Raw genomic sequence first — 16,029 nt, 5'->3', positions numbered from 1 at the left:
TACTAAATGCGGTAGCTCCAGTTGAGTGTCGTGGTAAACTCATTGAACTTCTGCTTATTGGTTCCTTTCCCTTCAAAGAATGTTCCTCTGAAAAGCAGCGCAACAGAGCTCTGCTGAAACAGCTGATAGGAAGACTGGAAACCCAGCACATTTGTTGCGTGTGAGTTAGATGAGACAGCAGAAAGGGTCAGACTGTTCGTAAGTTTTCCGTCAAACGCCTTATGATTTACTTTTCCGTTAAAGGTGGTTGTGCTGTTGGATCCAATAGGACCAAGATCAACCTCACTCACCGCGCCGCTGATGGTTGCTGAAATCTCTTTACTGAATATGGTGCTTAAACCGGCATTGATATTTGTAGAGATAATTTCATTATCGCCGCGAAGTTTGCTCTTGGAAACATTGTTTACCCCCATATAACTTACCGTTAAAATATGTCTCAGGTCAAACGCTGAAAAATTATAGCTGCTGTTAACGCCGAAGGTGGAGTTTGTGTTATCAATTTTAAGCGTATCGTTGGTAGCGCTGTTACCCATTGTGTTGGTATTGGAGAGTACCGTAAGTGTAAGTGATTTCCATGGCCGCATTGCAACCACCACGCCGAGTGTATTCCGCGCTGAAGTAAACTTCTTCTGATTTGCGGTATTATCAGTATGCTGCTGGAAGTTAGTCTGAATGGATAATCCTCCGGAAAAAAGATTCATTCCTACTCCGCCGGTTATTATCTGGCGGTCGTTAATCAATGACCCTAAGCCATGTGATGTGTAGCCAGGACCTACAAGTGTATATCCGCTCTTAAGAGAAATTACTTTTGTGGTAATGGACATCTCTGTAGCAACCGCTGCATCAGCACTGGTAGTAATGTTCGGGGAAAAATATTTTGCCAATTCTTCGGGAACATCTTTATTGTTAATGCCATCGGCATAGGTATCACCGGTAAACAAACTCAGCGCTGCTTCTGTTCTGATTTTAAACGCATCGTCAAACATATGCAGCCCCAGATTAGTACCAAGTATCATATTCTCCTGCGGTTTAACTCCTGTATAGGAGCTGTCAATCCTTGGACCTTGTCCGGTTATCACCGTATCAACCTGCAGGAAAATACTGCGCGAGAGTGACTTTTTATCATCGTAGCTTCTTACGAAGTTAATATGAAAATGTGAACCTTCAAGCTCTCCAAGTCCTATCTTTCCTCCGTAAATCGTCCGCTGAAACATGGATGTCGAACTTTCAAGAACAAGCGCTTTCTGGCTTGTTCCGCTGAAAGCCATCACTTTGAATATACCAGGGAACAAATCAATTCCATATCCGTTAACCTTCACATCCGCCATGGTAAACTTTGAAACTTCCATATTGAAGTCACCGTAGTAAAGCTTACCCCAGCTCCACTCAGGGCTGAAGCCGACCGTGTTAATTTCCTGCCGTGCGGCACTTCCTTCGGAGGAAACGAACAGATCCAGACTTAACGTAATGCGGTCATATATACTCATTGAAGGACGGAAGAAAAGACGGCCTGAGCTGCCGGGTCTTCTGCTTTCCCTGCCGGAGATACTGTATAATTCTCCGAAAGCCCCCATCTCACCGCTGAATTTAATATTCTCCTGAACATTATCAATAATCTTATCACTCAGCGAAGTATCGGCTGTCTGTGTATTGGTATCAGGGTTTTCATTATTCTGGGCGACCAAAACTCCTGAAGCTAAAACCAGAAAGAAGAGTACAAGCAATGAAGTTCTCATTCATTGCCTCCGTCCTGAAATGGTTCATCCGGCGATTTTGGCTCTGGTGCCTTCTCGGGCGGAACCTCTGCTGCTGCATAGGGGCTGAATTCACTCTCATTGCCGGATGTATCTACGGCTTTAATTTTATAAAAATGATTTGCGTTGCCTGATGCATCCTTGTAACCGGCAGTTTTAACCGGAGATGCATTAATCTTTTCATAGGTGCCGCTGGGGAGGTCTGAGCGGTATATATTATATCCCGCCAGGTCAGCTTCAACCACTGCAACCCAGGCGAGTTCAGTTCCGCCGGTCTTAAGCACTACAGCAGAAACGAAAGGTACCGCACCGGGGGCATACATATCGCGCAGTGTTACCGGTTCTGTTTCGCTTTTCGGGCTTACATTTCCGGAAGAGTCAGCCGACTGAGCTGTATAGATATAGGTTTCAAGCAGTTTACCTTTTTCATCAATGAAGGTAAAAGGAAGCGTATTGTTTGTTGCAACTACTTCATCCTTTCCGTTTACAGTTCTGCGGAAAATGGTAACTTTTGCAAGATCTTTCACCGGAGTCATTCCGACGCGCACCTCAATCTTCTTGTTTTCAAGCAGCAGCGCTTTCATAGGGCTTGGTGCCGGAGGCGGAACACGGTCAACATAACGCACCAGTACCGTATCGCTTCCTTTTCCTTCAAGCTCAAATTTATCGGTTGCGGTTATGGTGTAATGATAATAAAATCCAGGAGTAAGGGGCTTTCCGCCGTATCCGCTGTCAATAAACGAAGTGCCCGTGCTGCTTCCTACTTTTGCGAATGCCTGGCGGTCTTCGCTTCTGTATATATTATACACTTTTGTATCACCCGAACGGGAAGCTTTCCAATCAATACGGACAAAGTCCCCGCTGAAGGAAGTCTTGAGTGCCGTGGGCGGTTCAGGGGGTGTAAGGTCAACCAGTTCGGCTGTTGCCATTCCGCTGTACTTGCTTTCTTTATTCGCTTTTGATACTGCTGTAACAAAATAGTTATACGAAATACCCGCCTGCATTGTTGAATCCGTAAAGAACGGTGATTCAATACCAAGAAGCTGTCTGTTTATCTTCACTGCCTCCGAACGGGGAGAGTCTCTGCGGTATACATTATATCCCTGCACATTTGGTTCAGCGGAGATATTCCAGACTAACTGAATAGTTGTGATCTGCACCGTTGCTGTCAGTCCGGTTGGCGGAGAAGGAAGCTCATCAGAAAGCAGCTTCACTTTAACTGCCGGTGAAGGTCTGCTTTCAATGCCGAGGGGGTCAGCCGCTGTTACATAATATTCTGCCTCGGCATCATTTCCGGTTATCGCTTCCTGAAAAGACCCCGGGGCTTCATCATTGCGCGCAATAAGAGGATGCTCCAGACGCTGGAACTGCCCCTGCACTTTCTTATAGACAAAGAATCTGACGGCAAAATTGGTGCGGTCTGATTCCCACTTCGGATACTGCCACTGGAGGTTTACCAAAGTTCCTTTAACCTTTCCCGTGAGGCCGGAGGGTGAAGCCGGCTGAGAGCTTACTGCCGTAACGGATTTGCTGAACTCACCGGTAACGTCACCACTCTCATTCATATAAATGATTTGATAGTCATAACCTGCACCTGCTGTAACCGTGCTGTCATAAAACAGCCGGCCAGCTGCAATCGCGGCACTCGGAAAGATCAGAGTAGCAAATGATGCCCGTATGCTGTTTCCCATGATGCCGCGGGCCAGTGAACTCTCATCATCAGCGTCAAGATAATTCATCAGCATTTCTTTATCACCGCCAAGAGCTTCCTGCACTTCAGCATCTGTCTTCAGCCGCTGCAGCGGGTTATTCAGGTTAAGCGTGTCATAGCTGGCACTTCCTGATCTTTTGCGGAGTATATATATCTGCTCATCGTATTCCGGGGCCGAGGTCAGGTAAAGCCCCGCCTTTTTTCCGTCAAACAGGTAAAGGAGATCACGCTCCCCCTCCTGGGCAAACAGAGTGATTGAAAAAAGATTTGCTACAAAAACGAACAGGATTATTCTTACCATACAAACTCCTTGGTTGCAACAGGACTCTCAAGACCATCTTGATTTACCATTTTTATTGATACCCGCCAGAGTTCAGCTCCGCTCACAGGGGCATTACCTGAGGAATTTGCGTTCCGGAACGGTATCATTTGTTTGGTGAAATATCCGGTCCAGGTATCATATATAAGCAGATTGCCTGTTTGTCCCGGAACCTGGGTCCAGACCAGCTTTTCAACTCCGCCCGGATCAGTCTCCCATCTGCCGTTTCTGAATACCTCAGCTTTCATGTAATACTTCATTTGCTGCCCCTGGGGTACAATTGCATTCATATTAAATGAAACCCGTGCCTCAAACCATACATATGGGCCATTTACTTTTTTGACCGGAGAAATGCTGAAGTTCGGTACAATAGGCGGCTTCGGCGGCAGAATCATGTTCTGGCACTCAGCCATTTCCCAGCTTCTCAAATTACGGCTGACCGCTCTCATCCTCACTTCAAAACTTCTTCCTGGCACCAGTGCGCTTTCCGGAATACCGCTAAAGAAATCCGGCCCCATACGCACTATTCTGTCATCAGGAATCGGGCCTATATCACGCCAGCTAGTCGTCCAAACAGCAGGAAGACCGTTTGCTGCGGGGAAGTTAATAGTGTATTCATACCTCTCTATACCGGTTTCATGCCAGGAAAGAATTTTGAAATAGAGATTAATATTTCCGTTTGGCAGAGATCCGGTATGTCCCGGAGGAATTCCGGTAAACCAGTCAACATTAAATCGTCTTGGACCCGCATCATATATATCATTGCCACTATTGGTAAACGGAAGTGCCAGATGATTTTCGCTTACTGCCAGATCCGAATATGCCCCGGTAATGGTCTTATAGGCAATCTCCAGACGGAATTTCTTGAAGTTAATAAACCTGTAAGGTATGAGCACTTCTTTCATCTGATACCAGATATTGTTTCTCCGTTCATAGTATGTCCTTGTATCCCGTACCCAGTCATCATACACCGGTATATCACCAGGCATTGCATACACTTTATAAATATATTCTCCAACATTCGTCGGAAAATTCATCGGGAACCATATTTTGAAGTCTCCCAAATTAAATGTTGACGGCGCTTCAAGCGGTACCGTAACCTGACGGCCGAGGACCAGCTGCCAGGATTGCCTTATAGACAGAGTATGACTGACAGTCTGATTAATAAAGGTTATTGGCGGAGCCTTGGTTGTATCAATGATAATCGCAACGCCGTTTTCTTTATAGCTGTATAGACCGGCACCATTTTTTGCACGGATGGAGATTACATACCTCTCCATATCATAATTTTGGCTTGTAACTCTCGACTGGATAGTCGAGGCGCTCATAACATTTTGCAGATGCTTAAGATTGAGACCCTGAATCAGGTACTCATTCACTGCACCGATATTCGTCCAGTCTCTTATTGTTTCAAGTGAATCGAGATTGTTTCTTTTTACGATCCGGTATTCATAGCTGTTAATGCCTGATTCATTGTCAGAGGCGGAGAAAGAAATCTTTATTTTATCTGTTTCGCTTGATACGTAGTGCCTTATATAGTTTTCATTATAAGGTTGTCTCCTGAAGAGCATTCTGGATCTTTGAGTATCATAGATATTATGTGCCGTAACAGCTATAACATAAGGCCCTGTATTATCTACAGGAATCGTGTTATTTTGCGGCCCGGGTAGTGAGCCCATATTTGTATCGGTAAAGCCTAGGGGTACACTCACATTTACCGGCTTGACTAATGTAAAGCCGGAGCCGGCGCGTGCACGGATTTTTAAGGTAATTCTTCCGTCGTTGTATTCTCCGCCATACTGAGGCACTTCAAAACCGCTTATCGTTGTTCTTTTATTGATAGAACGGAACGGAGCATACATGCCATAGTCCGGATTATTAACACTCGGCTTACTATACTCTACTGAGTACTCAGCAATTCCGTCAGGATGGCTGCCAGACCAGTTTACGGTATAGACGCCATGTGAGCGTTTGTTTTCAACTGTCACGCCGGAAATACTGAGCTGAGGCGCTGTGTTGCTTGCAATCAGTGCCGTCCGCTTCTGATTAAGAGTAGTAATTGTAGGCGCCATGGTTCTGTAATCAACCGATCTGTCATAATTATTGGTTGTGGCGCCGTTCTTCCAGTATATAAAGCGTTCTGTCACTTCAAAAAGATTTTCAGACATCTTTCTGCGTTTTGCAAAAAGCTCGTCAAGCAGGCGTGTATATGCCGCTGCCATCTCATTGATATTGGCAACCTTATTCCTGAACTCTGTATGCACGCCCCTCAGCAGATCAAGCCGGTTTTGCTTAAACTGCGTGAAAGCGTTAGCGGGAATGCTCACGTAAAGATTGCCTGCCTGTGACTTGCTTTCCTGTCTTCTTCTGTCATTTCCCCATGAGTTCCATGCATTGTCAAACATGCTGTGATCCCACGGTGTTGAGAAACTTCCGCTCAGCGTGCGGATTCTTCCCCATCTCCGGTAAACCTTCTTCTTCAGTTCTGTCAGATTGTTATTAGGAGGATATGTCTGATCAATTGCATTCAGGAAACTGGTTGAGTCCGATATCATCGTCCGTATATCCTGTGAGCCCTTAACATCCTCAAAATAATACTCTGCTAATCTGCGGAAATAATTCTGCACCTTCTGTTCAACCGCAACAAACTTATCTCCTATTGCCAGATAGGTATTGTTCTGCTGCTTGAAGATTTCATCAAATTTGGTAATAGCAGTTTCAATTTTTTCCATGTTCCGTTTAAGAATATCATGGAAATTTTCGGCTGAAGCCATGTAACCATTTACCAAAGTATTATTCTGAATAAAGGTGGCTTCATTCAGATTAAATGTAGGTGCATTCGGCTGCGGCTCAACCGAGCGTACGGTCGGATATACAAATGAAGTGCCTGATACCGGATCTTCAACACCCTCAGGTGCTCCCGCAGCCGGAACCTCAACCGTGAGTGTATACTGGCTTAGGGCGGTGGACATATTTGACACTGCCGTTTTATATTCATTGATTGCAGTGTTCACTTCGTTTATGAGGTTTACAAGTTCGGTTCTTCTTGCGTCACGCCCTTCATCCAGCATCGCTGCTTCAAGTCTGGATATATAGTTTGTAACCACTCCGTTGCTTTCAATTGACTCTGAAAGCCGCCACTGGCGCAGGCTGTCTTTTTCTGCAGCCGTCATACGGTTATTCTCGGGAATACTGCGTGATTTTTGCAGCAGTTTGAGCAATTGAGCAGATGCCTGATTGATTACTTCAGGAGTAACACCAAGCGTAGGAATCGGCTTATTATTTACCATATCAGCTTTTGCTGCCTGAACTGCGGCAAGCATATCATTGCTGGTTCGTTCTGCTTCTGCTATAAGGCGCTGCACTGCATCATCTTTACCAAAACCGGCTCTTATGCCGTCTCTCTTAAGACGTATCCATACATCACCGCTCCAGGAAATAAAGAGCAGGCGTATTCTGAGAGATACACCGCCGGCAAGAGCAAACTCCGGTTTACCAAGCATTACTCCTTTTACCTCGCCTGATGCGCTTGCTATACCTCCGAGTACTGATGCCCTCAGATATATAGAGAAATATCCGCCCCATGATATATTAGGCTTATACCATGCCTTAAGCTGCATTCCGCCGCTTACACTTACGACCCATACATCGAATCCGCCGCTGAATGCAACTCCTGCATAAAATCCTTTATTGCCCGCGTAGAATTCGCCGGTACCTCTGAGTACTCCTTTAAGAACCTGAAACTCAAACGAACCGATCATTCCCCAGTTCGATGTTGAATAGAAGAAGAAACTGGTCTGGCCGTTTGCTGCAAGCAAATAACCTTCCGCCATTTTAAGGGTAACAGCAAGGGTGCCTTCAGCATAAAATTGCGTAAAGCCAATTTCTATATTAAGAAGACCATATATCTCTTCCTTCCGCTCAAGAACGTCAACCCGTGCGTCAACAATCAGTTTTGTGTTTGATACTGTCAGCATCGCGCGTCCGGCAAGCAAGCCCTTGTCTCCAATCGCCACAGCGCCGTAAACAAATGCCGCAAATAATGGCGGTTGTGTTACAGGTGCTCCGGCAACTTTAGACCGTATCGGAGCGGTATATTCATCATCAAAGTCACAAAGATTTCTTACTAAAGTAATATCGGCGTCCGTGGGATTATAGAAGAATCCACCACCCACGCCGGTAATTTCAACCGGCCCGATTTTAATATTCAGACCTTCTGTCGCAGCGAGGAAAATTCCTGCTGAGAATTTACCCTGCCATTTTGCAAGTTTGCCGGCTGCTGCAAAACCGGTCTCATTAACTTTTACAAATCCGCCGACTATAACAACAAAATCGCCATTCTGACCGCTCAGCTGGGTCATGTTCAGCTTAAATTCAAACTTGTCATATTTCTTGAATTCAAAATTCTTAATAACAAAGCTTGATCCGCCGGTCGCTCCGCTCGGAAGTCTGGTCGTATATATAAGAAGCGAGTCAAGTGAGCCTTCACCCATACCGCCAAGGCGCATGCTTCCGCCGAATCTGAGGAAGAAATTGACCGGCTGCGCTATGGTGATAACTGCACCTGCGTTTGGCCCGGTTGTTTCTTTCCTGCCATTCGGATCCGGGATATATATTGTGGTCGGGTCAGCACTGAATCCGACATTGGTAATTGATGCAGAAAACGTTTCGCCTCCCTCAATTGAACCGCCGGTAATTGAACTGCCAAGATTTCGGACCACGTTGGTGGACAGAACTTCCAGCCCGTCAAAATTAAGCGTGCCTGAGAAACCGGTTATACCTAGTGTGGCAGAGCCCTCAATGGTAAGCATGAACCCGCCGTTTGTGGTTGTGTCAAAACCGATATCCTGCTCATCTAAATCAAATCTGAGATTTCTATATTTGAAGTCACACGCCTGTGAAACGGAAAGTTCATCAATCCATGTATGCGAATTATTAAACGCGATTGCAAGACCCGGTTCAACCGTGCCTCCTGAAACACTTCCGAACTGAATATTTTTCTGCGTTTGTTCTCCGTCAACATAGAAGATGGAGACCATCTGCAATTCTGAATTAGCCGGTTCCTCCAAATCAAGATTAAGCCCCACATAATACACATCGTACTTACCTGCCCAGAAATCTGTTCTGGTCGGATCAGTACCGGCAAGCCCCGGCCCCTGATTCAGGAGAACCGCATTAAATGCATCCTGACTTCTCTGGTTCGAAGGTATAGAATAGGTATATGCCTGCTCCGTCTGAGTTGCAGGTGCGGGGAGTTTATAGGTTCCGGTTACCTGTAAAGATGTTGCATTATTCGCGGTAACCAGAGAAAGACCATTAACCCAGAGGCGGTCATTCAGCAAAGTAAGGCGGGCTGCCTGCGTAACCGTAAATCCGTTGCCTGCTCCTGCTGCAAAAGCAAGTGTTCCGCTGCTGTTTACCTGAAGGCCTCTGAATGCTGCATTCTGTCCGGCAAATTTCATCGTACCGTTCATATTCATTGCGAATATATCCTGCAGATAACTGAAGGAGATCGCGGGAACGGTTCCCGACTGCTGAACACGGAAGGTTTGACCGAACATCTCAAACTCCTGCTGGTCATTTGAGTTCTGTGCGGTTACATTGTTTTTCGTGATAGTCAAACCGCGAATGGTTGATTCGAAGTTTGCTGAAATCTGAGAAGCTTTTATAACACCATTCATCACCAGACTGAAATCTGCCTGCGTGAAAGTAATTGCCATTGCAGGACTTGCACCCACAGCCTGCGGAACCATCTTCAGGCGGTTCATATTCAGGCCGTCTATATTCCCGGGTGAAAGTGTAAATGCAAAATTGTTGTTAGTATATGAAGCAACAAAATGAATACCTGAAGTATCACTGGTATTATGCTTAAAGAGCTTGCTCATAATAGCACCGCTCACACGGTAAGAGGGCTGATCACCGAACGTGTATTCAACACCCTGCAGTTTGAATACTGATGTTGTTCCGATCAGTGCAGACTTCTTATAACCAGCCGAAGGAGAATAACCCTCAGTAACCGCACCGTTGCTCACAAATCCTGAAAGCTTGCCCTCATTAAACGGAATATTGGTCAGATCACCATTAATAGCACTGAGCACATCAGGAAGCTTTGTTTTACCGTCAGCGGTAAGTGTATATCCGAGCTGGCCTGAAGTATATTTAATTCCTGTTACCTGGAATGGTATGCCTCTTCCTGAAAGATCAAGCAGCACCTGACCAGCAGCCGCCTGAACTGATACCGTTCCGGAAACAAATGCAAAACTCGATTTATTTACTGTTACATCAAGAGAAGTAAGGGTAAACTCCGGATCTGTGGTCTGGCCGTATTTCAGTCCAGGGACCACCAGACGCAGTGTCTGCCCCGGTTTATTAGTATATCTCACTCCGTTTGAAACTTCCTGGGAATTAACCAGTTCGTTTGTACCGTTTTTAAGTACGATATAGGCATTCGCCTCATTTCCAAGCACAAGCCGTTCAGGAACCCGGGGGATAGGCAGAGCAACTATGTTTATACCATTGTGGTCAATATACGCAGTACGCGTTGTGCCTTTGTATATATCGAATAGCTGCGGCTCGGTAAGTGATAACGCCGGCAATGAAATGACGGGATTATTTTTAACTGAAAGTGAAAGATATTTATACGTCTGATTATTGGAACGGAGATCCGCTGAGATTGAATCCCGCAGCTGGACGCCATCAGCAGAAAGAGTAAAACTCTTTACTCTTAGTAATGCAGAGGAATGCCAGGTCAGAGTGTAATTAGTATCACGAAGTTTCCAGTAAGTCCATCCTGCGCCTGCCGCCACCTCTGCAGCGAGTGCACCTTTGTGGGTCAGACTTCCTCCAAGAATGGAAAAATCTTTATCACTAACGCGAAGTGTACCTGTAAGCGGTGCATTTCGACCATCAAGCGTAAGGGAGGCATTTTTTACCTCTATACCTTCATGGGTAAGTACAGAATTGCCGCCGGGTGAAAAGAGGGTAAGCGATTCCTTGCCTACGGGGAGGAAGAAATTAACATTACCAAATAAAACATTAGTCCCCTGCTCAAACTTTTCTGTTCCAAGATTGAAAACCCAGAAGTTGCCGGTGCGGTTAATCCAATAGCTGAGTCCGTTCTTCGCCCACAAATAGATTTTTGACCCGGCACGGTTAAAGTTCCACATTAACACCGAGGCAGTATCAGAGGTCACATTAAAATTCATTCTCAGTTGCAGCGGTGCCACATCAATTGCGATTCTTCCCATTCTCAGGAAGCTCTGAAGCGCGCCGACACCTTTGGCAAATACGACCCCGGTAATGTCACCGTTTGCCGCAAGATTGAGAGAATTTGCAAGAGGTACAACTGCATCTGCGTTTACTCCTCTCAGTTCCTTTGGCACAATCAGCCCGCCATTGATACCGGCTGCTAAAGTCTGCGCACCTGCTGAAGTTGCACCAAACTGGGCAAAAACACTGTCCAGCTGAAGTCCGGTGCGGTTGGCAGCAAATGTAAGCGTTTTTGGATTCAGGAATTTCTGCGCATCCGATTTTCCGGTAAGCAGACCCTGCGTATTAAGCGAAGCATTCTGCATATAGAATTTCATGCCGCGCAAATCCGCAGGCCATGATTCAGGGAATTGTGATGATGAAATGGTAAGATCAAACTTCATGTTTGCGTTCGGCAGCTGAGAGTTTACCAGGGCCGGAGCAAAAGATTGAATTGCAAGCGAGCCTGATCTGAAGTTTCTTACCTGAACAGAATAACCGCTCACGCTCAATGGTGATGGGCTTTCTTCAAGATTATTAATCTGAACTTCAGGCAGAGTGAATCCGCTGCTCTTATACGTCATTTTCTTGACGGAGGGTACTTTGAGTTCGGACCCCGATATATCAAAGTGGTAACTTCCGTCAAGTTCAATTGCAAAAATCCATTTATTATTGACGTAATTCAGCGAAGGAACTCTCATTGCAGAGAAGAGTATTTTTAATCTGCCGAGATCCAGCTTGTCTGAACCAAAATCATCAGTGGTAACATCGTTAATCTGAATGTTGCCGTGGGTTACGACAAACCGTGCATTTATTCCCTTGTAGAGAAAAGAAGGAGTTGGCCGCAGAAGAAACTTCAGACCGCCTTTAATAGTAAACTCATAATCAGGCGTAGCAAAATTAAGGAGCTGTGTCTGGAAAGAACCGCTCACAGTATCCATATTAAGAGCAAGACGGGCTCCGTTATTGCTGTCATGTCCGAACGATGCTCTCCGTGTGCTGGTCAGACTTACATCTCCGGTCAGTAAACCAGAGCCGTCAACCTGCAGATTAACAAGGTTAGTTCCGGCATTAACCTCCTGATTAAACAGCCGTATGACAGAGCCGAACGTCAGCTCATAAAGTCCTGAAGCATTCTTTGCGTATCTGAAATTCCTCAGCGAAGCAGGAATCTCCTTACGCGAAAGCATAAACGCAACGAGCTGATTACCCGGTATATCCGCGCTGATGGTTCCGTCAATGATATCATAGTTGTTTTTGTCAAGCAGCAGGTCAAGCGTTACCGGTACTGCAGGAGCAACATTATCGTTATTGAACTTCATTACATTGAAGTTAACATTCAGCGGAGTATTTGGCTTGGTTTTAATTCTGATACCGCCGGATTCATGCGTATAGTCGACCAGATAGCTGCTGCCATCTTTAATCTTGATTTCCGCGATACTGTTGTTCAGCAGTGCGATCTTTTCAGGAAGTACCGGCAGTGCACTCCGGTCTATGGTCAGTCCGCTGCTGGTAATAGTCCCGAACTGTATACCGCGTATCAGCAGTTCAGCATTACCTGACTTTGCCTTTAAGGGGGAGAAACTTCCCACAAACTGATTATAGACAACAGTTCCTTTATATATTATTCCGTCAATGCTTACAAATATACTGTCGTTGCCTGAAGGTATATTGATTCCCGAGGATGTATATTCGGTATTATCCGGAGTATTTATGTTAACTCCGTCATATCCGGGAGCAGCGGAGTTCTTGTTCCCGAATGTAAATACCGGACTATTATCGCCTCCTCTCAGATCAGCGCGGATGGCAAATCCTTTATCAATGACAATTTTGCCTGAAGCAAGAGCAGCATCAGTAAATGAAAACAATACCTGTGAGGCAGTTGCACTCAGATCAGTCTCAGATCCGAACTGCACGTTCTGCCTGCCGGTTACTGAGATTCCGTTTTTATCAACTCTCACACCGGTTGCTTTAAGCGTAAAACCGGAGCCGCTGGCGGGTAGATTGATATTCAGTGTTCCTGAAACCGTTCCGCTCAGTGACTGAAACTCGTTGGCTATCAGGTCAAATCTGAAATCAACACTTGCATCGGTACTGGTCCCTGTCAGCGGTTCAAGATTCATCCTGCCGCTGCGCCCCATGGTTACCTTTTGGGTATCGTTTACAGCATCGAAAAAGATTTCAAAATTATTTGCTGAGGTAATGGTGAATAAGCCAACCTTCGGTGCGTTCTGCTTGCTGATATTTGAAGCAGAGCCTGTAACTATTCCTCTGCCGTTCAGACGGAAATTTGCAGCGCTAAGATCAAGTTCTTCTTCCGCTGATGCACCAAATACTCCGGAAGGAAGAGAAAGCTTCCCTTTGGCTGTTATATTTGAAGTATATGTATATACTCCATTGCTCAGAGTACCGCCAATGGTACCCTGCATGCTGGCAAGATTAAAACTCAGCCCGCCGGGAATGGCAATGAATGAACTGGTGAAGTTTCTTGCGGGTATTGTAATGGAAAAACCGGTACGGGAAAATTCTGCATTAGCCGGTATATCAAGCGTGAAAAGGTCTTCGCTTGATCCTGTAGGGAAATTAAGGAATCGTATCCCCGCCTCAACCGTCAGTCCGGGATTAGTGGTTCCTCCGTTATATAAAACCTCACTCGCTGAAATTTTCGAAAAGGTTACACTGTATCCGTCTATATTCCGGTTGTTTCCTCCGGTAACATCTGATCCAAGGGCTCTGGAATATATACCCGGCAGGGCAATACCGCGTTTTGTATATGTGATGCCGTCAATAGCGGCGGCGCTCAGCTGAAGCCCCGGCAGCTTCGGTATCAGAGACATGGTCATCTTAAAGTCAAAATTACCGCCTGAATAGGTAAGAGAATCCAGAGTAAGACTGTTAATGCCTAAATGATACGACGGCCCGAATGCCACAGCATGATTTGTAAGAGTTGTGACTTCGGTGGTGAAAGAGCCCAGACTTGAAATCTGAAATCCGTTTTGATCCGGAGAAGTGGAAGAGTGAACCAGATTGGCTGTTACGGCTGCAGAACCGGTGAAGGTCTGACTGAATATATTAGCAACATTCGTAACAAATTTGGCATTCTTGAGGGTTAAATCAATTGAGGATACCTGAGAAACAGGTTCGTAACTAAAGGTTCCGCTTACACCCTGAATACTCAGCTGATATTTACCCGCTTCAGAGGAAATAAAATTCATATTGAGCGGATTGGTTGTATCGATGGTTCCGGTCAGTTCTCCGGCAGCATTAAAGCGGATATTACTTATTTTGGCTGCCAGCTGGTTATTAAAGATGATTACTTCACCGGCGAATTTGGCAACTGCCTCCGGATAAATAAGTTCATATTCAGTAATATTAATTCGTACTGCAGAGTTGCCAAAAGTATATATCGGCTCCCCTTCAAGCCTGTTCTTTAAGAAAGCTCCCGCGAATAAGTCCTTACCGTTATTCAGAACAGGAGAGGCTGATGTAACGGGATTACTGCCTATGCCAACAAATCCGCCGATGCTCGCAAAAGCATCACCGGGACCGTTATCAGGTGACTGTATATATCCGGAAGAACCGCCGCCGCCTGAGCCCCCGCTTCCGCCGCTGCGGTGCCTGATTGTTGCATCAAGAATTCCCCCCGGTTTAATACGTACGATGCCGGGGATAAGAATAGGAGACCTTCCCCCTGGTATCTGTGCCTGCCCTTTCAGGAAGAGTTTATCATCGGTGTTATATTCAATTCCCTGCGGCTTAAAGTGGGTAGTTATTAACTCAGCCGGAAGTGTGCCTTCGGGTATATCCGCTGAAATGCTTCCTGAACTGAAGATAAAGGGGCTGTATCTGTCTTTTCTGAAAGCAAGATTCACTGCCATTGCGGGAAATTCGCGGGTAACTCCGTCCGACAGCCGTATGTTAAGAGTGGTTGCTCCGTTAACTATATAATTCTGTTCATCAGCAGTAATCTGCGTCTGAGAAAAATCACTGAACCAGGCAACGTTTCTCTCAATTTCAACTGAGTTGAAAGGCAGTGTAGAACCGGGAGTATTCGGACTGAAAAAGGTGAACGTCCAGAACTCACTGTTGCCGTCATTTGAAGTAAGCGGATCTCCATTTTCGTCCAGCACACGGATTCTCCAGACATATTCCTTTCCGTTTACAAAAGGAAGCGCATCGGCAGGATAGACATAATAACTGCCTGTTACAGAAACATCCTCTGAGTGATGAGCCGGGTTAACCCTGAGTGCCTGAGTGGGAGACTGACCGCTGAGCCGTTCAACGATCCGCAGATCATACGTTGCGGTAATTGTTACCGGGAGATTTACCTGAGCCCAGGTGAATAGAGGAGCAGAAAAATCAACAGTACTCTGATTCTGAGGACCAAAGAGTACCGGTGAGTCAGGATAAATGATAGTAAAATTCCCCGTAGCCTCAGCCAGCAGTGTTGAGCCGTTGGAAGCAAAGATTTTGACATTGAGGGTATAATCCCCCTCAGGAAAGCGGTTTGTTCTTATTATTTGCTGAAATGTGGTATTATCATAGGTGATATCGCTCCAGGTAAGCAGGTCACTGCTCTGATAGAATCTGGTGTCGGGGCCGCTTGTAAAACTTTCAAGCGGACTCCTTCCCCGGATCAGTTCCTTGTTTCGGTCATTTTTGAGCGTCACCTGAAGCCGGTAGTCAACAGCGGTTGTACCGGTATAAACAGCAGTAAAGCCGGATGTGCCTGGATTTGACTGCCAGACTGTGAGGAATGATGTGGGATATGGCTCGATGCTCAGAACTGCCGACCACTGTGAACTCTGTCCGGTCATGGATGAGGACAAAGCGATAAACAAACACAAAAGAATTAGTTTCTTCATGTACTTTCCTGTAATTCTGTACGAAGAATTATATTTTACTCGAAAAATTTGATTTACACACACAAATTCGACCACGAAATCGAATCTCAGAGGGGACTCCGGGTTAAAAATCCCTGGAGCCGTCTTAGAGCA

The 16,029-nt window shown here is 45.7% G+C and carries 3 protein-coding genes; all 3 read right to left on the bottom strand.

All coding sequences use genetic code 11. The annotated features are described in order from the left end of the window. Window positions 1-2: 2 nt before the first annotated feature. From HRU80_05325 to HRU80_05315, 3 genes are read right to left on the bottom strand one after another with little or no spacing between them, the layout of a single operon-like run. Complete coding sequence (locus HRU80_05325; GenBank protein QOJ28329.1) at window positions 3-1,736, bottom strand: hypothetical protein; 1,734 nt, start codon at window positions 1,734-1,736, stop codon at window positions 3-5. After that, window positions 1,733-3,766 (bottom strand): hypothetical protein, encoded by a 2,034-nt coding sequence (locus tag HRU80_05320; protein ID QOJ28328.1) that lies wholly within the window; start codon window positions 3,764-3,766, stop codon window positions 1,733-1,735. Before HRU80_05320 ends, HRU80_05325 begins: the two co-directional genes overlap by 4 nt. Beyond that, a complete protein-coding gene (locus HRU80_05315) occupies window positions 3,760-15,897 on the bottom strand; it encodes a hypothetical protein (protein ID QOJ28327.1) in 12,138 nt (4,045 codons plus the stop codon). The genes HRU80_05320 and HRU80_05315 overlap by 7 nt, the downstream gene beginning before the upstream one ends. Window positions 15,898-16,029 lie beyond the last annotated feature (132 nt).

This window comes from Ignavibacteriales bacterium, assembly GCA_015709675.1.
Taxonomy (GTDB): domain Bacteria; phylum Bacteroidota; class Ignavibacteria; order Ignavibacteriales; family Ignavibacteriaceae; genus H2-BAC3.
This window is presented reverse-complemented; position numbering and strand designations above follow the sequence as displayed.

Coding starts and splice junctions, on each gene's coding strand:
- HRU80_05325 (QOJ28329.1), bottom strand. CDS start 1,736: ATGAGAACTTCATTGCTTGTACTCTTCTTTCTGGTTTTAGCTTCAGGA.
- HRU80_05320 (QOJ28328.1), bottom strand. CDS start 3,766: ATGGTAAGAATAATCCTGTTCGTTTTTGTAGCAAATCTTTTTTCAATC.
- HRU80_05315 (QOJ28327.1), bottom strand. CDS start 15,897: ATGAAGAAACTAATTCTTTTGTGTTTGTTTATCGCTTTGTCCTCATCC.